The following is a 23,597-nucleotide window of genomic DNA, read 5'->3' as shown; positions in this document are numbered from 1 at the left end:
AAATAAAAAACGCTCTTGCAGTTATGCGAGAACGTTAATGTAAAAATCACACGGGACGTGATATATGTTTTTAATAAGGATATCCTTTAATGTTATGTATATACATACGATGAAAAAATAACCATAGTTTTCACAGATTGTATTTTTATAAAAAGCAAAAACGTTCTGGCAAAAGCCGGAACGTTTAATGTTGATTAATAAGGATATAAAAATATTATTTTGGCATTAAAACGGTATCGATTACATGAATCACACCATTTTTCTGATAAACATCTGCAATAGTCACAGTGCTCATTCCGCCTTTTTCATCTTTCAAAACTAATTTTTTGCCTTCCATCCAAGCCCAAAGTTTACCACCTTGTACTGTAGTTAGTTCTGCTTTGCCACCACCAGCTTTAATTGCTTTTGCAATTGCTTTGCTATCCATTTTACCCGCAACAACGTGGTAAGTTAAGATGGTTGTAAGTGTTGCTTTATTTTCCGGTTTAACCAGATTGTCTACAGTTCCGGCAGGAAGTTTATCAAATGCAGCGTTTGTTGGTGCAAAAACGGTAAAAGGACCAGCACTTTTTAAAGTTTCTACTAAGCCTGCTGCTTTTACTGCTGCTACCAGTGTAGTGTGGTCTTTTGAGTTTACAGCGTTATCCACAATATCCTTAGTCGAATACATGGCAGCGCCGCCAACCATTGGATTTTTTTGAGCGTAAACTTGAGTGGTAAATGCCATTGTAATTACGGCAAATAAGGATAAGATTAAATTTTTCATTATTTCTAATTTTTAAGTTTCTGTTATTTGATTCCATTTACGATGGCTTACAGATACTTGGTTTTTAGAAATAAAAATTATTATTTAATTGTTTGATTATTAGGTGTTTAATTTTTGTTCTTCGGTTTTGTAAAGATGCTGTAGTAGTTCTTCGGGGGAGCAGTCCTGCTTTTCGCTACTTCCGATGAAGAATCGGAACCGCTTCAATCAGGTTTATTTAACAAAGGTTCCTTTCTTATCCAGCGTTACAATTTGGCTGATCCACAAGACTCTTAAAAACCGCTAGTCACGCTGAACGCAAAACGCCTGGCTAATTCACCTTCGCCGTTCTTACTTTTTTAGAAAAAATTTTAGGGAAAAAGCGCTTCAATAATACTGCTCTGGTTTCTTTTCCACCAATATAAACCTCTTCTTTTTTATTGCTAACAGCCAGTACGATTTGTTTGGCGCATTCGGCAGGTGTCATCGCATTTTCATGTGCATCGCCCATCGTATTGAGTGGGTTTCCATCTCCGGTAAGTGCATTGTAGGTTACATTTGTTTTGATAAAGCCAGGGCAGATTATGGTGATGTCGATGTTTTTGTCGTAAACTTCCGATCGAAGTGAATCGAAATAACCATGCAAAGCATGTTTTGATGCCGCATAGGTAGAGCGAAATTTCGTGCCGAATTTCCCAACGAGGCTACTGATTGCAACAATTTGTCCGCCGCCATTAGCAATCATCAAAGGCAGAACCGCTTTGCTCAGTACAACCGTCCCCCAGAAATTGGTATCCATAATTTGTTGTTCTGTTTGCAAGTTGGTTTCTAATGCTAAACTCCGCTGACTTACGCCGCCGCTGTTAATCAATAGATCAATTTTGCCGAAAATGCGAATGGCATCGGCAGCTTTGTTTTCGAGTGTAGCTGTTTCGCTCAAATCGAATGGGAGAACATGTACATTAAAAGAATTTTGACAGTTTCCTTTTACACGGAACAACTCGTCGCGATTTCTTCCCGAGATGATCAGCTTATCTCCACCTTTAAAATATTCATATACCAAGGCCTCGCCAATACCTGATGATGCGCCAGTAATCCATACAATTTTTGACATAAATATATAATTATTGAATTTTGAATGAGTGAATGTCGCCTTAACTCGCTAAATCACTCATTCTCTAATTCATTCCTTCACTCATTTTCTGCTACTACAAACAGTTCTGAAGCAATATGATCGGCAAATAATTTTCCGTCCTGACTTAAATAAATTTTATCTCCGTCAATCAGCAACCAATCTTTATCCTCGAAATTTTTAAGGTTGTGTTTTGTTTCTGTTAAAAAGTCTTTCCCGAAATCAGTATTTATTTTTTGTAAATCAGTTCCCCACATGGTTCTTAACGAAGTCATAATGTACTCGTTAAATCTGTCGTTTAAACTCAGTTCCTCAACAATTTCAGGAAGCTTGTTATGGCCTAACGTTTCCATATATAGGGCGTTATTGGCAGGATTCATATAGCGGTTTTGGCCGTTAAAGCCGTGTGCAGATGGGCCAATGCCAATATAATCTATTCCCTTCCAGTAATTAGTGTTATGCACTGCGTAATGATCTGGTTTAGCAAAATTCGAAATTTCATAGTGTTCAAATCCGGCTTCAATCAGTTTATCCATCAAAATTACAAACTGAGCAGCACTTTGGTTGTCATTTACAGGAGTTTGTTTTTTATTTTTGATGGCATGCGCTAAAGCTGTCCGAGGTTCTACCGTTAGCGCGTAGGCCGAAATATGTGGAACCTCAAGCTCAATTGCTTTTTGGATATTACTTAGCCATTTTTGATCGGTAAGCAAAGGATAACCATAAATTAAATCAAGGGTTAGGTTTTCGAAACCGGCATCCTGACTTCTTCTGATGGAATCCTCAGCTTCTCTGGCCTGGTGTGCCCGGTTCATCCAGGTCAGATCTTCATCATAAAAAGATTGAATACCAACGCTAAAGCGGTTAACGGGCAATTGTTTCAGTTCTTTTAACTTCTGAGCGGTTAAATCATCTGGATTGGTTTCGATGGTGATTTCAGCATTTGCATCAACCGAAAAAGTGTGGTTAATGGCATCGAAAATCTTTTGTAAAGCCGCCTGGGATAAGATAGAAGGTGTTCCGCCACCAAAATAAATGCTCCCAACCTGTCCGCTGATCCGATCTTTTTTCATTTTGATCTCCTTACAGATCGCATCAACCATTTCATCAGCATATTTTAAAGAAGTGCTGAAATGAAAATCGCAATAGTGACAGGCCTTTTTACAGAAAGGAATATGAATATAGATACCAGACATTGGTGCAAAGATAGCGAAGTTAATTTTTCTTTATTGTCTAAATATTGCGCAATCGATTTGTCTAATCATCTGTTATTAAACATAAAGTAAAGTAATAGCTTTACTTTATGTTTGTTTTTGTAAAGTAATAGCTTTACTTTTATGTTAATAAAGTAAAGTAATAGCTTTACTTATAATATTATGGGAAAGAAATCATTAATGCTACAACAGTTAAGCGGTAAACTTTTAAGTTTTGCAGCTTTAAGTCGTATTGCAGTTCCGCCGAGTGGGTGGATTAAAGCAATCCGGAATACACTTGGTATGTCTATGCAACAATTGGCCAATAAATTATCGATAAGTAAACAAGGGGTTTTAGATATCGAAAAAAGAGAGGTGGATGGTTCGATAACTATAAAATCTCTAAGGGAATTAGGCAGAGTTTTGGACATGGAACTGGTTTATGGCTTTGTACCTAAAGATGGGTCATTGGAAGCTATGATCGAGAAAAAGGCAAATGAACTGGCTACAAAAATTGTACTTCGGACATCAAATACCATGAAATTAGAAGATCAGGGCAATTCTAAAGAAAGGATTGAAAAGGCCATAAAAGAAAGAACTGAAGAACTTAAAAAAGAAATGCCTAAAATTTTATGGGATTAGATTTAATTTATATTGATGGGCAAACCCCTTTGGATGAGGATGAAAAAGAAGGTTTGCTCATCTCTACCATAGCAACCAGAGAAGAACTCGATGAATTTGAACAGCAAAATATCGAAGAAGCGATACAGTGGACATTGGGTGGAAGATTTAAACCTGAAAAATTATTTACCGAAGCTTTTGTTAAAAATGTGCATAAGCGCATGTATAAAGATGTTTGGCTGTGGGCTGGAGCTTTTCGTAAAACAAATAAAAATATTGGTGTCGATAGATGGCGGGTTGCTATTGAATTAAAGAATTTGCTGGAGGATGCCGAGTTTTGGATTAAAAATAATATTTATTGTCCTGACGAAATTGCTATAAGATTTAAACATCGAATAGTAAGCATTCATTGTTTTTCTAATGGAAACGGAAGGCATAGCCGATTAATGGCCGATATGATTATCGAAAAGATATTCGATAAGCCTGTATTTACATGGGGTGCCGGAAATCTTTCAAAAGAAAATGAGAATAGAAAGAAATACCTTGATGCACTAAAACTTGCAGATCTTGGTACTTATAAGGAACTTCTTCTTTTTGCAAGATCATAGCAAAATATAGTACAAAGATTTAGCGTATTCTAAATCCATATATTTTCTTTAGGTAAACAATGATTATTCGATTACTTTTGCATCCTTAAGTTTTGATTTACAGCATGCCGAAATTCATTTTCATTTTGTTTGCGTTTTTATGGACTGCTCATTTTGTAGCTGCACAAGAAATTCCTGTTCAAACAGATAGTGTGGCTGTAAGTCAATATCAGTATCGAAGATATCGGCCAGATTCGGCAACGCTTGCCAGGCAGAAATTTGTAACCGATTCGCTTGTTCATCACACCTGGGTGCTTCCAGATAGTTTAATTAATAAGGGGGCGTTGCTCGATTCCATTGAAAAGGAATACCTTTTTCCTAAACTCGATTTACTGGCCTGGCAAAAAAAATACCAGCACTTAAAGAAAAAGGCAAACCCTTATCAACTTGGTACAAAAATTCCAAAAGGCAATGTTGGTTTGCTTGGATTTATTTTTGGTATGCTCATCATCTTTGCGATTTTGAAAAATGCTTTTTCTAAACAATTATCGGCCATTGTACAATCATTTTTCAGCAACAGGATTTTAAACAATATTAATAAAGAAGATAACCTGTTTAGTTCGTGGCCATTTCTGTTGCTTTTTGTGCAGTTTGGTTTCGTTTTTGGGATGTTCTTTTTTCTGGTAGCCCAGTGGAATGATATGTATCAGGCTAAAGATGGATTTAAGTTCTTCTTTAGTATATCCATAACTATAATTGTTTTTTATGCTCTCAAACTGGTTCTTTTACGCTTTTTGGGTTACCTGTTTAATGTGCAGAAGCCGGTGGGCGAATACATCTCAATTTTGTACCTCAGCTACTTCAATGCATCGCTACTGTTTATTCCTTTAGTTGTTGCTTTTGCCCTATCGCCACTTAAATATGGTGCGGTTTATATCGTATTGGCATTCTTGTTGTTAGGCATCATTTTTGCTTTTCAACTCTTAAGGGCAGGTATAACGATACTTTCTAATAATAAGTTTTCTAGAATGCATTTATTTTTGTACTTTTGCGCCCTCGAAATATGTCCTATATTAATACTAATTAAAACGATAGGGCTGTAGCAGGAAAAAAGGAAAATGCAAGAAAAGAACGACTCTAGAATCCGCAAAGTAAAAAGTATTTTGGTTACTTTACCAAAACCTGAAACAGAAAAATCTCCTTATTACGATTTGGCTAAAAAACTTAACTTAAAAGTTGATTTTAGGTCTTTTATTCACGTTGAAGGTGTACCCGCAAGAGACTTTAGAAAGGATAAGATTAACCTGGCCGATTTTACAGCAGTAATTTTTACAAGCCGTAATGCAGCAGATCATTTTTTTAGAATCTGCGAAGAAATGCGTTATGAAGTGCCAGCAGAACTGAAATATTTCTGTCTTTCTGAGACCATTGCTTTGTATCTGCAGAAGTACATTCAGTATCGGAAACGTAAAATCTTTTTTGGTAAACAAACTGCAGCAGATTTAGCAGAGGTGCTAAAAAAACATGCAAACGAGAAATTTTTATATCCTTGCTCTGATATGGCTACTGAAGACACAATGAAGTTTTTGGAAAAAAGTGGGTATGATTTTACCCCTGCCGTTTTGTTTAAAACAGTAGTAAGCGATCTATCTGATTTAGCTGAAGTATTCTACGATGTAATCGCGTTTTTTAGTCCGTCAAGTATTCAGTCGTTGTTTAAAAACTTCCCCGATTTTAAACAAAATAATACCCGAATTGCTGCTTTTGGAACTAACACAAGTAAGGCATGTACCGATATGGGCCTGATAGTGGATATTGATGCGCCAACCCCAGGCGTTCCATCTATGACCATGGCTATTGAAAATTACATCAAAATATCTAATAAATAATACGATATATAATTTATTTTAAGTCATTACAATAAATGCGTAACTTTACTGTTAATAAGAGGGTTACGCATATTATTGAACAAAATATTAGGCTGCTAGAAACATGTTAACCTAACTTTAATTGCCTTTGAGTAATGATTTAACGTAAAATATTTGCTTTTGTTGATAATTTCAGTGATTTTTGATAAAATTGCTCCTAATCGTGCTGTGCACACTATAAAAAATATGAAGAAAATCTACCTTCTAGCTATTGTAGGTATAACTGTAATGCTAGCAAGCTGTGGCCATGCCGGCCAAGGCGAGCTAATAGGCGCTTATAACCGAAAATTTAAAAACGATAGAATCCCACTAGGAATGGTTTATGTGCCACCAGGACATACCCCACTTGGAGGTTCGGATGAAGATATCACTTTCTCTCAGAATGGGCCAAGTAAAATGGTTACCATTAGCGCGTTCTTTATGGACCAGACCGAGATTTCCAATGCAGAATACCGCCAATTTACCAATTGGGTACGCGATTCTATTGCGATTGTGATGATGGGCAACCCCCAACAATTTATGGTTACTCCAAAAGGAAATGCCGCAACTGCTGTTGGTGGGGAGAAATACATCGACTGGAGAAAAGTTGGGCCAAACGGTGCTAACATTTGGCGTAACAAAGGAAAGGGCGCAGCTGCTGCCCAGGTTAGCCAATTAGATGGTATGTATTATTCGGGTTTAGACGCACTTCCAGGAAAAAAAGAATTAGATGTTCGTAAATTCGAATATTCATATGCCGAATTAAATATGGAGAAAGCTGCGCTTGGGCATAAAGACCCAAACAGCAAACGCCAGGATTATATTGATCGTTATACCGTTGCCATTTATCCTGATACAATGGTTTGGAAAACTGATTATTCTTATTCACAAAACGACCCAATGGTGCGAGGTTATTACAACCACCCTTCATACGATGATTATCCTGTAGTTGGTGTAAGTTGGGAGCAGGCAAAAGCATTCTCTCATTGGAGAACAAGGTTATATGATGGAGTTGCTACAGCAAGAAAGTTGCCTGTAGGATCTAGATCTGATTATAGATTACCAGCTGAAACAGAATTTGAATATGCTGCAAGAGGTGGCAATACCAAAACCAAATACCCTTGGGGCGGTCCTTACATTAGAAACACAAAAGGATGTTTACAGGCTAACTTTAAACCAGGTCGTGGCGATTATTCGAGCGATGGAGGTATTTATACGGTAGGTGTTAGATCGTATTTTCCTAATGATTATGGTTTGTACAACATGGCAGGTAATGTTTCTGAATGGACATTAACTGCGTACAATAAAGGTGCAAGCCCATTATTGCACGATTTGAACCCGAATTTTACTTACGATGCTGGTGCAACCGATAGCAAATACAAAAAGCGTAAAATAGTAAAAGGTGGTTCGTGGAAGGACACAGGCTATTTTCTACAAAATGCTGTAGCTACATACGAATATCAGGATACACAAAGATCATATATTGGTTTCAGGTGCGTTTCATCTTATCCTGGTACCGACCTAAGACATTAAACCAAACAAACTAAAAACTAAAGAAAAACATCAAAATTTTATGGCAGCAAAGAAACAACCAGGCTGGTTACACGTAGCGATTTCATGGGGAGCAAGTATTGTAATTATTGGAGCGTTATTTAAAATTACGCATCTTGGTGGATCATGGGCGAATTTAATTATAGGCGCTGGTTTGGGCGTGGAGGCTTTATTATTCTTCTTAACAGGTTTCTTCCCACCAGAGCCAGAACCAGCATGGGAAAGGGTTTATCCTGAATTAAAACCAGATTTTAAAGGAGAATTACCAACAGCATCAGCCAGGCCAGTTGCAGCAACAGCTTCGAACACAGCAGCTTTGGATAAAATGTTATCAGATGCTAAAATCGGTCCTGAATTGATTGAAAGTTTAGGCTCTGGTTTGCGTACTTTTGGTGATAAAGTTGCAACAATTTCTAATGTTGCAGATGCATCTACAGCAACTAACGAATTTACTGGAAAAATAAAGACAGCTTCAGCTGGTTTCGATAACCTTAGCGCATCTTTTGATAAGGCCACTGCTAATTTGAAAGCAATGGGTGAGAGCACTGTAGATTCTCAGGCTTACCATGATCAGGTTAACAATTTGGCTAAAAATTTATCAGCTTTAAATGCGGTATATGAATTAGAATTGCAAGATTCTAGTGCGCATCTGAAATCGATGAATAAATTCTATTCAAACTTATCGTTAACCATGCAGAACTTTAACGAATCGATGGAAGATTCGAAACAGTTTAAAGAAGAGGTGAATAAGCTGGCTAAAAACTTATCATCGCTTAATGCAATTTATGGCAATATGTTATCGGCTATGAACGGCCCACGTGTATAATTTGTTTAGTTTTTAATTTTTAAAGAAAAAGCTATATCAAACATGGCAGGCGGAAAAGAAACAACAAGGCAGCGGATGATCAATATCATGTATTTGGTATTGTTGGCCATGCTCGCCTTAAACGTATCAGATACCATTTTAGATGCATTCAAAAATATCAACGATAGTTTGGATACTTCTAAAAACAATGTAAATACAAGTATTAATCAGTTATTTTCTGCCTTCGAAAATTCGAAGTTGAAAGAAGAGCCAGCCCGTGCACAGCCAATTTACGATAAGGCAAAACAGGCACAGAAGGCCGCTGATGATTTGAATAATTATATTGAAAGCATTAAAAAAGAATTTACCCAGGCAGGTGATGGAATTGATTCGGAAACTGGCGATTTGGTAAATAGATCAAATCAGGATATTGCACAGAATATCATGATCAATCAAAAGAAAGCAGATGAGTTGAAAAAGAGGATTAACGCCACACGCGAAAAATTAATCTCTTTGTTAGATAAGGATGATAGGGCGAATGTTTCATTCTCTCTTGAAGCTAAAGATCCTGCAAGAAAAAGAAAAGGCAATTGGCAGGAAACTTACTTTGGTGAGGGAACGCCATTAACTGCTGCAATGACAATTTTAACTAAACTGCAAACAGACACCAAAAATGCTGAAGCAGAGGTGGTCAGAAAGTTATTCGGGAACATGGATAAGGCACAGGTAAATTTGGATCAGTTTGCGGCAGTTGCAGTAGCACCTACTTCTTACGTAATCCAGGGACAACCTTATACTGCTGAAGTATTTTTAACAGCCAGCGATTCAAGATCAACTCCTGATATTACCGTAAACGGAAACAAATTATCTATTAAAGATGGCAAAGGAACTTATAGCGGCGGTACGGGTAGCGTTGGTCAATTTACATGGGTTGGTACTGTTCGTGTTCGCCAAACTGATGGTCAGGTAAAGGAATATAAAACTCAACCACAAACTTATCAGGTAGCGAAACCATCTGCATCTGTTTCATCAACTAAACTGAATGTAATTTATGCAGGTATTGCCAATCCATTTACAGTATCGGCAGCAGGTTTCCCATTAGAAAGTATTCGTGCTTCTATTTCTGGAGGCTCAATGTCTGGTGGTAATGGCAACTATAATGTTAACGTTCCGGGAAGCATGGTTGGGCAGGAAGTATCCATCAATGTATCGGCAAGTAATGCTGGGAAAACCGTTAGCTTAGGCTCACAAAAATTCAGGGTTAAAGCCATTCCAGCTCCGGTAGCTAAAGTTGGTGGCCGCGCTGGAGGCGATGTGGCTTCGGTACAGTTAAAAAGCGAAACTGAAATTGAAGCAGATCTGGATGATTTTCCTTTCGATGTTAAGTTTAAAATACAACGTTATAAGTTAACAATTATAAAACCTCGTTCTGATGCTGTTACCATTGCAGGTAGTGGTGGAAGTTTTGCTGGTGCGGTTAAAGGTGCAATAAACTCAATTACGCCTGGTACAAGGGTGTTTTTTGAAGATATTGTTTCTGTAGGGCCAGATGGTCGTCAAAGAATTTTGCCTTCATTAGCGTTTAGTGTAAAATAAGAAGAAGATGAAAAGGATTTTAAGTATTGTCATTTTAGTTTTGTTAACCAAGTTTGCTTTTGCACAAAAAAAGCCAACCAAGTTAGCACCAAAGAAAGCTGCCCCAGTTGTTGCTGCACCCGCTGTGGCAGATACGGTGAAAGCCCCTGTTAAAACAGCTAAAAAGAAACTTAAGGTACCGCCTAAAGATGGTTTTTATGCCCGTAAGGACATTGACAGTACTGAAATGGTTCCTTTGGCAGATGTAAGAGAAGAGGATGTTTTTTATGCAAAACGGATCTGGAGAGAAATCGACTTGCGTGATACGGTTAACTCGGCCTTAAAATCGCCTAAATCTCGCCTAATTGACGTATTAATTGCAGCGATTAAGAAAGACGAATTAACTGCGTATTCACCAATTGACAGTGCATTGAACGAAGATGATGCTTTTCTTAACCCAATGTCGGCAGATTCTGCTTCCAAATCGGCTTTAGGAACAGCAGAAGTTTCAAATAATAAAACTGGAACAGTAACAACTGTAGTTAATGATTTTAATCCTGAGTTATTCTTGAAATTCAGAATTAAAGAAGACTGGATTTTCGATACCAAACGTTCTGTTTTCGAGCCACGTATTGTAGGTATTGCACCATTAAAATACAATGAGGTTTCTAAACAATGGCAGCCCGTATTTTGGGTCTACTATCCAGAGGCTAGAGAGATTTTAACGAAGAAACGTTTAATCAATACCAATAACGATGCTTCTTCATTGAGCTTCGATGATTTCTTTATCCGTCGCTTATTTAGCAGCTATATTGTAAAAGAGTCAAACCCTGGAGACAATAAGATCAGAGATATTATTACCGATCCTAGAGAGAGGTTGTACGAGTCAGAAAGGATCAAAAAATCTGTTCTTGATTACGAACAAGGTCTTTGGGAATACTAAACTTATTAAAAGGCTTCGATAAATCGGAGCCTTTTTTGCTATATCGCATTTCGGCCGTAATGCTCCAATGGAGCTCCTTTGGAGGAGAAATCTTAATCCTCTTCAAAGAGAGAATCGGGATTAAAAGCGCAATTCCTGATTAAAATAGGCCTGAAGCGTAATCATCTGTTTTTTATTCAGTACTTCTGCCAGTTCTTTTTCGGTAGCTTCTTTAATTTTCTTAACCGATTTAAAATGGGTTAGCAACTTATCAGCTGTTGTTTTGCCGATACCTTCAATCTGTTCGAGTTCTGTTTTAAGTGTCCCTTGATCGCGTTTCTTGCGATGGAAGGTAATCCCAAAGCGGTGGGCCTCATCACGTAGCTGTTGTATCACTTTTAAGGTTTCCGATTTTTTATCCAAATACAATGGATAGGAATCGCCAGGATAGAACAGTTCTTCCAAACGTTTGGCAATGCCAATTACGGTAACTTTGTTTTCTATGCCCAATAACTTTAAACTCTTCACAGCCGACGAAAGCTGTCCTTTACCGCCATCAATGATGATAAGTTGAGGCAAAGTCTGTTCTTCATCCAACATTCTCCTATAGCGACGGAAAACCGCCTCTTCCATGGTCGCGAAATCGTTAGGCCCTTCTACGGTTTTCACATTAAAATGGCGGTAGTCTTTTTTTGATGGTTTTGCATCTTTAAAAACAACTATTGCCGAAACCGGATATTTTCCTTGAAAGTTGGAGTTATCAAAGCATTCTATATGTTTTGGAAGCTGCGTTAAACGCAGATCTTTCTGCATGGTAGTTAAAATGCGATCGGTGCGTAAATCGGGATTTAACTTTTCGTATTGATTGAGTTTCTCTTTTTTAAAGAACAATACATTCTTCTGTGAAAGTTCTAAGAGTTTTTTCTTCTCGCCTAGCTTCGGTACTGTAAATTTTAAACTTTCATCTTCCAAGGAAGGTTCAAAAGGAACAATAATTTCTTTGGATGTACTGTTGAATTTTGTCCTGAACTCTAACATGGCCAATGTTAAAATCTCATCATCACTCTCGTCAAGCTGCTTTTTAACCTCTATGGTCTGCGTCTGAATAATCGTTCCATTCATCACCTTCAGGTAATTTATAAAAGCATAACGTTCATCCGATGCAATACTGACTACATCAACATTGGTGATGGCACTATTTACCACGGTCGATTTGCTCTGGTATTTCTCCAGTACTTCTAACCTCCTCGCATATTGATGCGCCAGTTCGAAGTTGAGGTTTTCTGATGCCGATTTAATAACCCCTTTAACCTCGCGGATTACATTTCCGATTTTACCATTCAGGATCTCTTTAATCTCACCTATGTTGTTATCATAGTCGGTTTCGGTCTGATAATTTTGACAGGGGCCCTTACAATTGCCGATTTGATACTCTAAACAAACTTTAAATTTTCCTTCAGCTATATTTTTCTCTGTTAAGGGCAAGCTGCAGGTACGTAGCGGATAGGTTTCTTTAATCAGATCCAAAATGGTATGCATCATGCCTATCGAGCCATAAGGGCCAAAATAGGTAGAACCATCTTTAATCACTTTCCTTGTCCAGTAAATCCGGGGATAATTCTCATTTTTAACAATAATCCACGGATACGTTTTGTCGTCCTTTAGGTTGATGTTAAATTTTGGCTGATGTTTTTTAATTAAGCTATTTTCGAGCAACCAGGCATCAATTTCCGTATCAACAATGGTGAAAGTGATTTTACGGATCTTAGATACCAGTACCCTTGTTTTGCCATTAAACTGGTTTCTGTCGCTATTGAAATAAGAGCCCACACGGTTGCGCAGGTCTTTTGCCTTTCCAATATACATGAGCTTTCCATCAGCATCCCAATATTGGTAAACACCGGGTTTATGTGGAATTGCGGTTAATGCTGTTTTATGGTCGAAACTGCTCATTATTTACAAAAATAGGATTAGAGAGTGATAGTTTTGATTAAAATGAACCGATTGCTGTATTTATAATTTGGGCGTGCCCCAATCCCGAAAGTTCGGGAAAAGGGTCAGGCTATCCGTTACAATCTTTTGTTGCCTTTTGGCTGCGCTCAAGGCGTACAACAAAAGGATTTCCACTGCTATCCTTCACGCAAAGCCATCGTATTAAAACCCTAACTTCTCATCCAATTCTGTTGCACCTTCTTCCTGTTGTTGGTATTGGTTACAATCAAAAGTGATGGAAACGCCAGATTTTGGTGCCTCAAAATCAGCATGGCTAATTTTTAGCGCTGGATTGGCATATACCCTTTTAATAAAACCTGCAAAAATTGGCAGCGCTGTATTGGCACCTTCACCTTGGTTGGTACTGATAAAGTGGAATGCCCTATCTTCGCAACCTGTCCAGATACCTGTTACCAACTGAGGGGTGATGGCCATAAACCAACCATCTGAGTTATTTTGGGTAGTGCCTGTTTTAGCTCCAATAGGCGCGTTTACTTTGTATTTATAATTCAGTCTCGATCCGGTTCCGTTGGTCACTACACCTTTAAGCATTCTGGTCATTACATAAGCAACTTCCTCGCTCATTATTGGTTTTGGTATTTCCTTTTGAGAAAATAATACCACCCCATTTTTATCTTCAATTCTTAATAAATAAATCGGCTTGGTATAGGTTCCTTTATTTGCAAAAGCGCCATAAGCCCCAACCATATTATAAATTGACGAATCGAATGTACCCAAACAGATAGATGGAAACGCTGGAACGTTAGGTATACCCATTTTGGTAGCCAATGTAGATACTGCAACCGGACCAACTTGTTTCATTAAATAAGCAGTAACAAAATTTTGAGAGTAGGCCAAGGCTTTTTGTAGGGTAATATTTCCTGGTAAAGGTTTGCCTGAGTTTCTAGGTGTCCATGGATCTCCATAACCGTCAATGGTTACTGGCACATTTGGTACGGTGTAACACGGAGAATAACCATTTTCGATCGCAACCGCATAAGTAAACGGTTTTGCTGTAGACCCCACTTGTCTGGTTCCCATTTTAACCTGATCATATTTAAAATGCTCGTAATTAATCCCCCCAACCCATGCTTTCACGTGGCCATTGGTTGGGTCCATCGTCATCATGGCATTACGCAAAAGCATTTTGTAATAACGCACAGAGTCAATCGGTTTCATCACCGTATCAATATTACCCTTCCAGGTAAAAATGCTCATTTCTGTTTTGGTGTTAAAATCGGTCTTAATTTCATCGTCCGATTTGCCTTCCAGTTTTAACGATTTATAACGATCTGATCTTTTAACGCCCTGCTCAATTTGTAAAGCTTTATCCTTAAAAGGATTTCTACCTTTCCAACTGGCGATAAACTGCGCTTGTAGAATCTTCATATATTCTTTTTGCGCTTCTTCGGCATATACCTGCATATCATAATTCAATGTGGTATAAATTTTCAAACCATCGCGGTCTAAATCGTAAGGTGTACCATCGGGTTTGGTAATCGATTGTTCCTGAAAAATGTTTTTGATATCATTCTTCAATACCGAACGGAAGTATGGTGCAATACCGTCGTTAACGGTTGCTGCATTAAAATGTAGGTTTAAAGGTTTTTCTTTTTGCTCATCGAATTCCTGTTGGGTTAAGAGCTCAGATTTAACCATCATCGCCATTACAGTATTCCTACGGTTTCTTGAGCGCTCTGGATGGCGGGTTGGCGAATACATGGTAATTCCTTTTTGCATGCCCACTAAAGTTGCCGCCTGTGTTAGGGTTAATTTATCGGGAGTGGTATTGAAATAAACCCTTGCCGCAGATTTAATGCCATAAGCCTGATTACCAAAATCGACCGTATTTAAATACATGGTAATAATTTCTTCTTTGGTATAGTTACGCTCTAATTTAACGGCAACAATCCACTCTTTAAACTTGGTTAACACCAGGGAGAAAAAATTTAGGTTCGATTCTCTTGGGAAAAGATTTTTAGCCAATTGCTGTGTAATGGTACTTGCACCTTGCTTTTTGCCGATTAAATTGTAACCGATAATGGTGAAGGTACGTTTGAAATCTATGCCCGAGTGTTCTTTAAAACGGGTATCTTCTGTCGCAATTAACCCATTAATTACATTTTCGGAAATATCTTTATAAGTAACATTCGATCTGTTCTGAACAAAATAAGTACCTAAGGGACGACCATCCTCTGCAATAATTTCTGAAGCCTGATTACTTTTTGGGTGTTCGATATCCCTGAAAGAGGGGAGTGCACCAAAAAGACCCAAGCCGATCATCGAAATGAAAATCGCAAAAAGGGCTATTCCCCCGATCAGTATTTTCCAGATGACTAAACTATATCTTTTTGTTTCTTGTGCAGAAAGAGACTTATTCATTTTGTGTTGTATTTTCCATCAACCTCCAGAATAGAAGATTTTGGATGCAAATTTATTAATTTTTTATAGAATAGGTTTTTCGCTACTCGCTTAAACCATGTTCCTTATTTGTAATTGTCTTTTAAAAACTCCAGATATTCGTTAATACGCGAACGGTCTGTTAGCTTTTCGAAGTTTTCTTTACTGATGATAAAACCTTTATATAAGTTGGTCGGAACTTTCATAATGTTCTTTAATTGGCCTATAATGCTTGATTCGTAAATTTTTACGTCTTCAAGATCGATAAAACTCGTAATGTAAATCAGCTGATCATTATCTAACTCTACCAATTTATGTTCCAAATCATTATCGGGGTAATTTCCACGGTTAAACTGGCCTATTCCGAAACGAGATGAACTTAAGGTTAAGGTTACATCGGCAACATCTATTACATAATAGTATTCTTCTGATTTAGCTGCGCTGAAAATGCTTGTCGGTTTGGTAGGATCGGCTGGCTTAACCTCAACAGGCTTAGCTACAGGAGCAGGTTCTGCTGTTTTTAAAGTGGCATTATCGGTTACCAAAGGTTTTGTTGGAACAGCAATTGGCGTAGCCTGGCTCACAAAACGCGGCGCATTGGCATCAAAATCGACAAGAGCAACCGGCCTTTGTTTAAATTCCTCGAGGTTTGCTTCAATGTATTTTAAATGATCGCGTACCAATGGTGTAATAATTTTATCGTTTGGATAAAGCGTGGTAATCAGGTTAAATTCGGTAAGCAGGGGATCAACCTTTGCTGTACGACCGATAGCAATTGCTTTTAAATAGGCGTACTGCGGGGCCAGATCATTATTGGGAAAAGCAGTAATATTATCGTCAGCCTGTTTTACCACATTTGCATAATCTTTTTTCGCATAGGCATCAAAGGCCACATTGTAATTGTTGATGGCAATATTCTCCATTTCAGTTTGTTTGGAAGAATAGGATGGGTCTAAAATATTCTTTGCAAAATTAGATTCTGGGAATTTCGTAAGCACCAACTGTTTGTACTGATCAGATTTTGCCTCATCAGCACCTTTATAGTTAAGGTATAAACTGTAATAAATGGCAACTAAATGATTGTTATCTGGATGCCTTTTAATCAGTTCAAGGTATATCTTGTTTGCTTCAGGTTTATCGTTCAGTTCCTGTTGATAAAAGCTGGCGATTTCGAAATAGGCATCAATAATTTTTTGATCAGACGTAGCCAATAGTGCCGGAGTAGTAGGCAGGCCGTCTAAAAATTGTTTTTCTAATGAAGTTTGGTCCTGTGCCGCCTGATTGGTTTCTCCGTTTGCGGGTTTTATTCCTGTGGCTACATTTCCTCCTGCCAAAACCTGGTTGGTCTCCTGGGCAGAAGACCGGGTGCTTTGCCTCCAGTTATCTTCCAGCTGCCTGTTGCCCCAACGTTTCTTAAAATCGCCAAAACCTGTGCTTATCGCTGCATTATTGTTAAAGTAAAAGGTATTTCCGGCAATTTTGTTCGAAGCATTTAACGATTGATTTGGGAAATTGGGGTCGTTTAAATACTGGTTACTAATTACTCCTCCTGTATTACTAACCTCAACTTTTGGGGTTAAATAAGCTTTAACCTTTGCCTCACGCTCGCCTGCCGGAAGTTTAGCTATGGCCCGGGCAGTATCTTCTTTTGCGATAATGGTGTACCTATCAGTCAAATATTTCAGGTTATCGGCTTTTTTAACAATGTTGTCGTAATCAGGAAAGTTTTTGGGCAAAATCATTACTGTACTATCATAATACAACTTTGCTTTAATGTAGTTGTTAAACTCTTTAAAGTTTAAATCTGCAATTCTTAAGTACGATAGTGCCTTTTGATTCTGATTTCTGGTGCTTTTTAAAATCGACTTATGGTAGTTCTCTTCGGCTTTTACAAAGTTTCCTTCTGCAGAAAAAAGTTCTCCTACCTGGTAATAAATCTGATCGGTATAATCGAAGTTTTTATCGTCTTTAAGTAATGCTAAAAGCTGTTCTTCTTTGTTCAGATTTACGCCACTTAATAATGCTTTTAATTTAATCCGGTTTAAATTGGCATGAAAATACATTTCGAAAGGAGCATTGCTTTTTTCCACTTTGGTGAAGTTGGCATAGGCATCCTGAAGATTTTTTTCTTTTTCTTGCAACTGCGCAAGGATAAAGCGCCAGCGTATGCGCAGCTGCTTTTCGGCCGGAAGTGCAATTGCCGATTCTAAAAACAAGATGGCTTCTTTATTGCGTTTTTGATAAATACGCATCTGAGCGGCAGTAGCCAATGGTTCTGCCAGATCTTTTTTTAACTCATCAGAAGCACGCAACATGGTATCGAGGATTTTATTGGCAAGCACCATATTGTTCAATTGCATTTGGCTACGTACCTTCCAGTTCATGGCCATAATAAATGTTTTTAAATCATTGCTATAAGTTTTTGCCGTATAATCAAAGTATTCTGATGCAATAAAATAGTTGCCTTTTAAGTAATTCGCCTTGCCCAAAAGCATATAGGCATCATCAATATAATTACTAAAACTTTTATCGTTTATAACGGTTTGTCCTTTTGTAATTACATCATCGAGCTGTTTATTGGCTACTCCTGGGGTAAGCACCAGATTTACCTGAGGCTCAGGATCCAGGTAAACGGGCAAGGTTTTTTCATAATTATCTGCATAACTTTGTAACAGGCTCTCGTTGTACTCTGTTAATAAAACATTGGAGTTGTAGATATAGTTATACCTTGCCGTTAAGTTTTGAAACCTGCGATCTACTGCCGTATCTTTATTTGCGACGCAGCCATAAATAAGGAGGACACTAAAAAAGATGAAGAAGGGATTTAAGTTTTTGTTAGCGTAATTTTTCAAGTATGATAAATCTCTTAGGTGGATATACAATAAACAATATATGTAGAAAAATATTTTATTTGGCAACAAATTTTAATTATTCAAAGTTAATTTAATTATTGCATTAAAAAATGGAAAATCCGAAAGAAGAAGATACAAAGAAAAAGGTAAATGCAGCCGCAAAATATTCTGCTATTGGCTTCCAAATGATTGCTACCATTGGTCTGCTAACCTTTATCGGTTACAAGATTGACGAGCACAGAAACAGTAAAACCAACTTAATTACTGCAGCTTTTGCTTTGGCAGGGGTAGGGATTGCATTATATCAGGCCATTAGGCAGGCCACTAAACCGTAAGTTTTCAGTTGGCAGTTTTCAATTTGCTGTCCTGCGTTTAGCAGAAAAGCAATTTAACAATCCAGCCATAGGATGTCAGCCTCCAGTTAACAGATTAACCAATTCAAACCGTTAAACAATAATTCCAATCTCACTACTTACTTGATACTAAAAACCTTATCTTTGCCGAAGTTTTTATCTGCTAAGAAATTATACCTTGACTCTAGCCAAATTTACCAGTATCTATTTCATTTTCGTAGGCCTATTAATAGGTATAATTGCCATTTTACCTGTCGTATTTCCTAATCAACAATTGTTCGTAAATAACTTTTGGGTGATGTTTGGCTTTTTGGCCGGCATAACTTACGTGGCTTATATGCTTGTTGATATTGGTATAAAACGCGATCCTGAAGTAGGTGTAATGGCTATTATGGGATCAATTGCAGTGAAGATGATTTTTTGTATGGCTTTTGTATTGATTTACAGTATAAAAGCGAAGGGAATTGGGCTAATATTTCTGCTTAATTTTTTTTCTTTATATTTATTGTTTACGGCCTTTGAAATTTACTGTTTGTTACGTAACTTGCGCCACCAAAATTTAAAGTAAAAAACTGCCAATAAATGGATTGTAACCAAGTTTTTGTGTCGAAAGTTAAAAGACTAATTGTTGTTTTTACGCTTTTAATCGCGTTTTTATCTATCAAAATTGATACTTTCGCTCAGGTTGATAGCGCTGTTGTTCCTGTTGATAGTGTTGTAGCCGGATCTGCCGAAGCAGTTTCTGGTGAGCATGGCGCTGCTAAACATGGTGAAGAGAAATTCGAGCCAACTAAAGTGATCATGGAGCACATTGCCGATTCACATATGTGGCATCTTTGGGGGCATACTTCATTACCTCTTCCGGTAATTTTATATACGGCTAATGGTTTAGAGGTTTTCTCTTCCGGTAATTTCCATCATGGAGAACATGATTATAATGGTAAATACAATAACTATCGTTTAGAGGAAGATCATATTAAAGTAGTTGGTGCTGATGGAAAAATCGATGAGGAAGCGAGTAAATCTGTTTTAGATTTCTCTATTACTAAAAACGTTGCAGCAATGTTCGTTGCGATTTTTGTAATACTTGTAATATTTATTTCAGTGGCAGCTTCTTATCGTAAACGTGTGGGTAAGGCACCAAAAGGTTTGCAATCTTTTGTAGAGCCAATTATCGTTTTTGTAAGAGATGATATTGCTAAGCCGAACATCGGCCATAAATACGCTAAGTTTATGCCTTATTTATTAACTACGTTTTTCTTTATCTTATTCAACAACTTATTTGGTTTGATTCCAATTTTCCCAGGTGGTGCTAACGTTACAGGTAATATTGCTCTGACCTTCGTAATGGCACTTGGAACTTTGATCATTGTTAATATTAATGGTAACAAATATTACTGGAAACACATTTTTAAACCAGATGTACCTTTTTGGTTATATCCGATTATGATTCCTGTTGAATTAATTGGTATCATTTCTAAGCCATTCGCTTTAATGGTTCGTTTGTTCGCAAATATTACAGCTGGTCACATTATCGTATTAAGTTTAATATCCTTAATTTTTATTTTCGAAACATTGGCTATTGCTCCTGTTTCTGTTGCATTCGTTTTATTTATGGATGTGTTAGAATTACTTGTAGCGTTTTTACAGGCCTTTATTTTTACATTATTAACTGCCTTGTTTATTGGTATGGCAGTAGAAGAGCATCATTAACAGAAAACTATTTTTTACAAATTAATATAAATTAAATTAGTTATGGTAGGTTCAATCGCGGCAATTGGTGCCGGTTTAGCAGTAATCGGTGCAGGTATCGGTATCGGTCAAGTAGGTGGTAAAGCAATGGAAGGTATTGCTCGTCAACCAGAAGCTGCATCAAAAATTCAGACTGCAATGATTATCGCTGCTGCCCTTATTGAGGGTGCTGCTTTATTCGGTGTAGTAGTTGCATTATTAGGCTTAAACGGTTAATAATCACTGAAGAAATTAGGTTGGGTATTTAACGATTGGTTATTTACCCAGCCCTATTAAAAAGATTGTTTTTAAAAATTAGATAAAATGGAATTAGTAACCCCAAGCATAGGATTGGTTTTTTGGACGTCGATAGCATTCATCTGCTTATTGATATTACTTAGAAAATTTGCATGGAAGCCTATTTTAGGTGCTATTCACGAACGTGAGCAAAGCATTGATGAGGCGCTTAACAAAGCTGAATTAGCCAAACAAGAAATGGCTCGTTTAACCAGCCAGAATCAAGATTTGATGCAACAAGCTCGTGCAGAACGTGACGAAATTTTGAAGGAAGCTAAAACTTTAAAAGATGGTATCTTAAACGAAGCTAAAAAACAAGCTCAGGTTGAAGGTGCTAAATTGATCGAGAAAGCTAAAATTGAAATCGAGAACCAAAAGAAAGCAGCTTTGGCAGAAGTTAAAGACCAGGTTTCTACTTTATCATTAGAAATTGCAGAGCGTGTTTTACGTACTCAATTAGATGATAAAACCAAGCAGGAAGCTTTAGTAGCAAACTTGTTAAAAGACGTTGAATTAAACTAGTTTTGAGAAAATAGATTTGAGACATTAGATATTAGATAGGAGATTCGTTCTCACGTCTCACATCTCACATCTCACATCTCACACCTAAGAATATGTCAGAAATTAAAGTTGCAAGCAGATACGCCAAATCATTAATAGACTTAGCCGTTGAAAACAACGACTTAGAAACTTCTTATAATGATATGGTTTTGTTTGAGAAAGTGGTTGATGAAACCCCCGAACTAGAAGCAATATTAAAAAACCCGATCGTACCTTTAGATAAAAAGACTGGTATTTTGAATGGTATTTTTGCTGATAAAGTAAGTAAACTAACCATCTCGTTTTTCAAGATTGTAGTAAGCAAAGGTCGTTCGGCTATTTTATTTGCCACTGCAAAACAGTTCATACAACAATATAACTTAATTAAAGGTATTGTTACTGCTGATGTAACTACTGCAAGTGCTTTAAGCCCGGCAGCTAAAGAGCAGATTATTGAAATTGTAAAAAGAGAATTAAAAGCTAATCAGGTTATTGTTAACGAAAAAATTAACGAAAAACTAATTGGTGGTTTTATATTGAAAGTTGGTGATAAACAATTTGATGCAAGTATCGCCAGCGGTTTAAGTAAACTGAAAAAAGAATTTGCGCAATAGCGCGAGGCGATAAGCGTATAGCGGATAACGCCATGCGCCAAACGCCAAACAAAAAGAATTGCGATAAGCGGATGGCGAATAAATGCCAAGCGCCATGCGCTAAGCACTAAACATTTACAAAAAGATATAAAGTAAAATTATGGTAGAGGTAAGACCAGACGAAGTATCGGCAATTATCAGACAGCAATTGGCGGGCTTCAAATCAGAAACCGAACTGGAAGAAGTTGGTACCGTGTTGCAAGTGGGCGACGGTATTGCCCGTGTTTACGGTTTAACTAAAGTTCAATCGGGAGAATTAGTTGAATTTGCAAACGGCCTACAAGGTATTGTATTAAACCTTGAAGAAGATAACGTTGGTGTGGTACTTTTGGGTGCTTCAGACGAGATCAAAGAAGGTGATACGATTAAACGTACCAAAAAAATTGCCTCTATTAAAGTTGGTGAAGGTATGCTTGGCCGCGTAGTTAACACTTTAGGTGAGCCTTTAGATGGTAAAGGTCCAATCTTAGGTGAAACTTACGAAATGCCTTTAGAGCGTAAAGCACCGGGTGTAATTTATCGTCAGCCGGTAAATGAGCCTTTACAAACTGGTATTAAAGCAATCGATGCAATGATTCCAATCGGTCGTGGTCAACGTGAGTTGGTTATCGGCGATCGTCAGATTGGTAAAACTGCCGTTTGTATCGATACTATTATCAACCAAAAAGAATTTTATGAAGCAGGCCAACCTGTGTTTTGTATTTATGTTGCTATCGGTCAGAAAAACTCTACCGTAGCTAACATTGTACGTACATTGGAAGAAAACGGCGCTTTACCATATACAGTTGTTGTTGCTGCTTCGGCTGCAGATCCTGCTCCAATGCAGTTTTATGCTCCGTTTGCAGGTGCTGCAATTGGTGAGTTTTTCCGTGATACAGGTAGACCAGCTTTAATTGTTTATGATGATTTATCTAAACAAGCTGTTGCTTACCGTGAGGTATCTTTATTACTTCGTCGTCCACCGGGCCGTGAAGCTTATCCAGGTGACGTTTTCTACTTACACAGTCGTTTGTTAGAAAGAGCTGCGAAAATCAACTCTAATGATGATATCGCTAAAGCGATGAACGATTTACCTGAATCTATCAGACACATCGTAAAAGGTGGTGGTTCATTAACTGCTCTACCAATTATCGAAACTCAGGCAGGTGACGTATCAGCATATATCCCAACCAACGTAATCTCGATTACTGATGGTCAGATCTTCTTAGAGTCGAACTTGTTTAACTCTGGTATCCGTCCGGCTATTAACGTAGGTATCTCGGTATCACGTGTAGGTGGTAATGCGCAGATCAAATCGATGAAAAAAGTAGCAGGTACTTTAAAATTAGACCAGGCTCAATACCGCGAGTTAGAGGCTTTCTCTAAATTCGGTTCTGATTTAGATGCTGCAACAAAATCGGTTTTAGATAAAGGTGCACGTAACGTACAGATGTTAAAACAAGCTCAGTTTACTCCTTTTACAGTTGAAAAACAGGTAGCTATTGTTTATGCAGGTACTAAAAACCTAATGCGTAGCGTACCGGTTGATAAAGTAAAAGAATTCGAAACTGAATATTTAACTCAATTGGAAATGCGTCATCCAGAAACTTTAGCGGCACTAAAAGCTGGTAAATTTGACGATACCATTACTGGTGTTTTAGATACAGTAGCAAAAGAGATTTCAAGTAAATATTAATAAGATTTGAGACATGAGATTTGAGATTTGAGATTGGGCCGGAAACGTCTCACATCTTATATCTCA

21 protein-coding genes are annotated in these 23,597 nt (G+C 37.6%); 15 read left to right on the top strand and 6 right to left on the bottom strand.

Annotation, left to right across the window (positions count from 1 at the left end):
* Nucleotides 1–214: 214 nt before the first annotated feature.
* The 3 genes from EZ456_RS09250 to hemW form a co-directional block, all read right to left on the bottom strand.
* Complete coding sequence (locus EZ456_RS09250; protein ID WP_131529441.1) at nt 215–766, bottom strand: fasciclin domain-containing protein; 552 nt, start codon at nt 764–766, stop codon at nt 215–217.
* A 310-nt stretch (nt 767–1,076) separates the two neighbouring features.
* Nucleotides 1,077–1,859, bottom strand: a complete 783-nt coding sequence (locus EZ456_RS09245; RefSeq protein ID WP_131529439.1) for an SDR family oxidoreductase — start codon at nt 1,857–1,859, stop codon at nt 1,077–1,079.
* A gap of 77 nt (nt 1,860–1,936) precedes the next feature.
* The gene (hemW, locus tag EZ456_RS09240) at nt 1,937–3,073 is read right to left on the bottom strand and encodes a radical SAM family heme chaperone HemW (protein WP_131529437.1); all 1,137 of its coding nucleotides are present in this window, start codon (nt 3,071–3,073) and stop codon (nt 1,937–1,939) included.
* A 180-nt stretch (nt 3,074–3,253) separates the two neighbouring features.
* Here hemW and EZ456_RS09235 point away from each other — a divergent pair, with 180 nt between their 5' ends.
* From EZ456_RS09235 to porN, 8 genes are all read left to right on the top strand, one after another.
* Nucleotides 3,254–3,712, top strand: coding sequence for a mobile mystery protein A (locus EZ456_RS09235; protein WP_131529435.1), 459 nt, complete (start codon nt 3,254–3,256; stop codon nt 3,710–3,712).
* Complete coding sequence (locus EZ456_RS09230; protein WP_131529433.1) at nt 3,703–4,299, top strand: mobile mystery protein B; 597 nt, start codon at nt 3,703–3,705, stop codon at nt 4,297–4,299. The genes EZ456_RS09235 and EZ456_RS09230 overlap by 10 nt, the downstream gene beginning before the upstream one ends.
* 104 nt (nt 4,300–4,403) lie before the next feature.
* Nucleotides 4,404–5,381, top strand: a complete 978-nt coding sequence (locus EZ456_RS09225) for a DUF4271 domain-containing protein (RefSeq protein WP_131529431.1) — start codon at nt 4,404–4,406, stop codon at nt 5,379–5,381.
* Nucleotides 5,382–5,396: 15 nt separating this feature from the next.
* Nucleotides 5,397–6,167 carry a uroporphyrinogen-III synthase gene (locus EZ456_RS09220; RefSeq protein ID WP_131529430.1) on the top strand — a complete coding sequence of 257 codons (771 nt, stop codon included), beginning with the start codon at nt 5,397–5,399 and terminating at the stop codon, nt 6,165–6,167.
* A gap of 225 nt (nt 6,168–6,392) precedes the next feature.
* On the top strand, nt 6,393–7,718 hold the full coding sequence (gene porK / locus EZ456_RS09215) for a T9SS ring complex lipoprotein PorK/GldK (RefSeq protein WP_131529429.1): 1,326 nt from the start codon (nt 6,393–6,395) through the stop codon (nt 7,716–7,718).
* Nucleotides 7,719–7,758: 40 nt separating this feature from the next.
* Nucleotides 7,759–8,562 (top strand): type IX secretion system motor protein PorL/GldL, encoded by an 804-nt coding sequence (porL, locus tag EZ456_RS09210; RefSeq protein ID WP_131529428.1) that lies wholly within the window; start codon nt 7,759–7,761, stop codon nt 8,560–8,562.
* 42 nt (nt 8,563–8,604) lie between these two features.
* The gene (gene porM / locus EZ456_RS09205; RefSeq protein ID WP_131529427.1) at nt 8,605–10,137 is read left to right on the top strand and encodes a type IX secretion system motor protein PorM/GldM; all 1,533 of its coding nucleotides are present in this window, start codon (nt 8,605–8,607) and stop codon (nt 10,135–10,137) included.
* 7 nt (nt 10,138–10,144) lie between these two features.
* A complete protein-coding gene (porN, locus tag EZ456_RS09200) occupies nt 10,145–11,059 on the top strand; it encodes a type IX secretion system ring subunit PorN/GldN (protein ID WP_131529426.1) in 915 nt (304 codons plus the stop codon).
* Nucleotides 11,060–11,179: 120 nt separating this feature from the next.
* Here the strand turns inward: porN and uvrC are convergent, their stop codons facing one another.
* The 3 genes from uvrC to porW form a co-directional block, all read right to left on the bottom strand.
* Nucleotides 11,180–12,991 (bottom strand): excinuclease ABC subunit UvrC, encoded by a 1,812-nt coding sequence (gene uvrC / locus EZ456_RS09195; protein WP_131529425.1) that lies wholly within the window; start codon nt 12,989–12,991, stop codon nt 11,180–11,182.
* A 201-nt stretch (nt 12,992–13,192) separates the two neighbouring features.
* Nucleotides 13,193–15,412 carry a transglycosylase domain-containing protein gene (locus EZ456_RS09190; RefSeq protein ID WP_131529424.1) on the bottom strand — a complete coding sequence of 740 codons (2,220 nt, stop codon included), beginning with the start codon at nt 15,410–15,412 and terminating at the stop codon, nt 13,193–13,195.
* A 104-nt stretch (nt 15,413–15,516) separates the two neighbouring features.
* On the bottom strand, nt 15,517–18,282 hold the full coding sequence (porW, locus tag EZ456_RS09185) for a type IX secretion system periplasmic lipoprotein PorW/SprE (protein ID WP_131529423.1): 2,766 nt from the start codon (nt 18,280–18,282) through the stop codon (nt 15,517–15,519).
* A 110-nt stretch (nt 18,283–18,392) separates the two neighbouring features.
* Between porW and EZ456_RS09180 the strand changes: the two genes are divergently transcribed.
* The 7 genes from EZ456_RS09180 (at nt 18,393) to atpA (ending at nt 23,531) form a co-directional block, all read left to right on the top strand.
* Nucleotides 18,393–18,617 carry an AtpZ/AtpI family protein gene (locus EZ456_RS09180; RefSeq protein WP_029279573.1) on the top strand — a complete coding sequence of 75 codons (225 nt, stop codon included), beginning with the start codon at nt 18,393–18,395 and terminating at the stop codon, nt 18,615–18,617.
* A 196-nt stretch (nt 18,618–18,813) separates the two neighbouring features.
* A complete protein-coding gene (locus EZ456_RS09175) occupies nt 18,814–19,203 on the top strand; it encodes a hypothetical protein (protein WP_225876507.1) in 390 nt (129 codons plus the stop codon).
* Between the two features lie 14 nt (nt 19,204–19,217).
* Complete coding sequence (gene atpB / locus EZ456_RS09170) at nt 19,218–20,348, top strand: F0F1 ATP synthase subunit A (protein ID WP_131529421.1); 1,131 nt, start codon at nt 19,218–19,220, stop codon at nt 20,346–20,348.
* Between the two features lie 42 nt (nt 20,349–20,390).
* A complete protein-coding gene (atpE, locus tag EZ456_RS09165) occupies nt 20,391–20,603 on the top strand; it encodes an ATP synthase F0 subunit C (protein WP_025144011.1) in 213 nt (70 codons plus the stop codon).
* Nucleotides 20,604–20,690: 87 nt separating this feature from the next.
* Nucleotides 20,691–21,185: a F0F1 ATP synthase subunit B gene (locus EZ456_RS09160; protein WP_131529419.1), complete on the top strand. Its 495-nt coding sequence runs from the start codon at nt 20,691–20,693 to the stop codon at nt 21,183–21,185.
* A gap of 92 nt (nt 21,186–21,277) precedes the next feature.
* The gene (atpH, locus tag EZ456_RS09155) at nt 21,278–21,817 is read left to right on the top strand and encodes an ATP synthase F1 subunit delta (protein ID WP_131529417.1); all 540 of its coding nucleotides are present in this window, start codon (nt 21,278–21,280) and stop codon (nt 21,815–21,817) included.
* Nucleotides 21,818–21,956: 139 nt separating this feature from the next.
* The gene (atpA, locus tag EZ456_RS09150) at nt 21,957–23,531 is read left to right on the top strand and encodes a F0F1 ATP synthase subunit alpha (RefSeq protein ID WP_108197969.1); all 1,575 of its coding nucleotides are present in this window, start codon (nt 21,957–21,959) and stop codon (nt 23,529–23,531) included.
* Nucleotides 23,532–23,597 lie beyond the last annotated feature (66 nt).

It is taken from the genome of Pedobacter psychrodurus (assembly GCF_004331735.1).
GTDB lineage: Bacteria > Bacteroidota > Bacteroidia > Sphingobacteriales > Sphingobacteriaceae > Pedobacter > Pedobacter psychrodurus.
The sequence above is the reverse complement of the archived record's forward strand: the minus strand, read 5'-3'. Positions and strand labels throughout refer to the sequence as shown.

Excerpts from the sequence above, each read along its gene's own strand:
- EZ456_RS09235 (WP_131529435.1), top strand. The coding sequence starts at position 3,254 with ATGGGAAAGAAATCATTAATGCTACAACAGTTAAGCGGTAAACTTTTA.
- atpE (WP_025144011.1), top strand. The coding sequence starts at position 20,391 with ATGGTAGGTTCAATCGCGGCAATTGGTGCCGGTTTAGCAGTAATCGGT.
- atpH (WP_131529417.1), top strand. The coding sequence starts at position 21,278 with ATGTCAGAAATTAAAGTTGCAAGCAGATACGCCAAATCATTAATAGAC.
- EZ456_RS09245 (WP_131529439.1), bottom strand. The coding sequence starts at position 1,859 with ATGTCAAAAATTGTATGGATTACTGGCGCATCATCAGGTATTGGCGAG.
- porL (WP_131529428.1), top strand. The coding sequence starts at position 7,759 with ATGGCAGCAAAGAAACAACCAGGCTGGTTACACGTAGCGATTTCATGG.
- uvrC (WP_131529425.1), bottom strand. The coding sequence starts at position 12,991 with ATGAGCAGTTTCGACCATAAAACAGCATTAACCGCAATTCCACATAAA.
- atpB (WP_131529421.1), top strand. The coding sequence starts at position 19,218 with ATGGATTGTAACCAAGTTTTTGTGTCGAAAGTTAAAAGACTAATTGTT.
- EZ456_RS09230 (WP_131529433.1), top strand. The coding sequence starts at position 3,703 with ATGGGATTAGATTTAATTTATATTGATGGGCAAACCCCTTTGGATGAG.
- atpA (WP_108197969.1), top strand. The coding sequence starts at position 21,957 with ATGGTAGAGGTAAGACCAGACGAAGTATCGGCAATTATCAGACAGCAA.
- porK (WP_131529429.1), top strand. The coding sequence starts at position 6,393 with ATGAAGAAAATCTACCTTCTAGCTATTGTAGGTATAACTGTAATGCTA.
- hemW (WP_131529437.1), bottom strand. The coding sequence starts at position 3,073 with ATGTCTGGTATCTATATTCATATTCCTTTCTGTAAAAAGGCCTGTCAC.
- EZ456_RS09250 (WP_131529441.1), bottom strand. The coding sequence starts at position 766 with ATGAAAAATTTAATCTTATCCTTATTTGCCGTAATTACAATGGCATTT.
- porN (WP_131529426.1), top strand. The coding sequence starts at position 10,145 with ATGAAAAGGATTTTAAGTATTGTCATTTTAGTTTTGTTAACCAAGTTT.
- porM (WP_131529427.1), top strand. The coding sequence starts at position 8,605 with ATGGCAGGCGGAAAAGAAACAACAAGGCAGCGGATGATCAATATCATG.
- EZ456_RS09160 (WP_131529419.1), top strand. The coding sequence starts at position 20,691 with ATGGAATTAGTAACCCCAAGCATAGGATTGGTTTTTTGGACGTCGATA.
- EZ456_RS09225 (WP_131529431.1), top strand. The coding sequence starts at position 4,404 with ATGCCGAAATTCATTTTCATTTTGTTTGCGTTTTTATGGACTGCTCAT.
- EZ456_RS09190 (WP_131529424.1), bottom strand. The coding sequence starts at position 15,412 with ATGAATAAGTCTCTTTCTGCACAAGAAACAAAAAGATATAGTTTAGTC.
- EZ456_RS09180 (WP_029279573.1), top strand. The coding sequence starts at position 18,393 with ATGGAAAATCCGAAAGAAGAAGATACAAAGAAAAAGGTAAATGCAGCC.
- EZ456_RS09220 (WP_131529430.1), top strand. The coding sequence starts at position 5,397 with ATGCAAGAAAAGAACGACTCTAGAATCCGCAAAGTAAAAAGTATTTTG.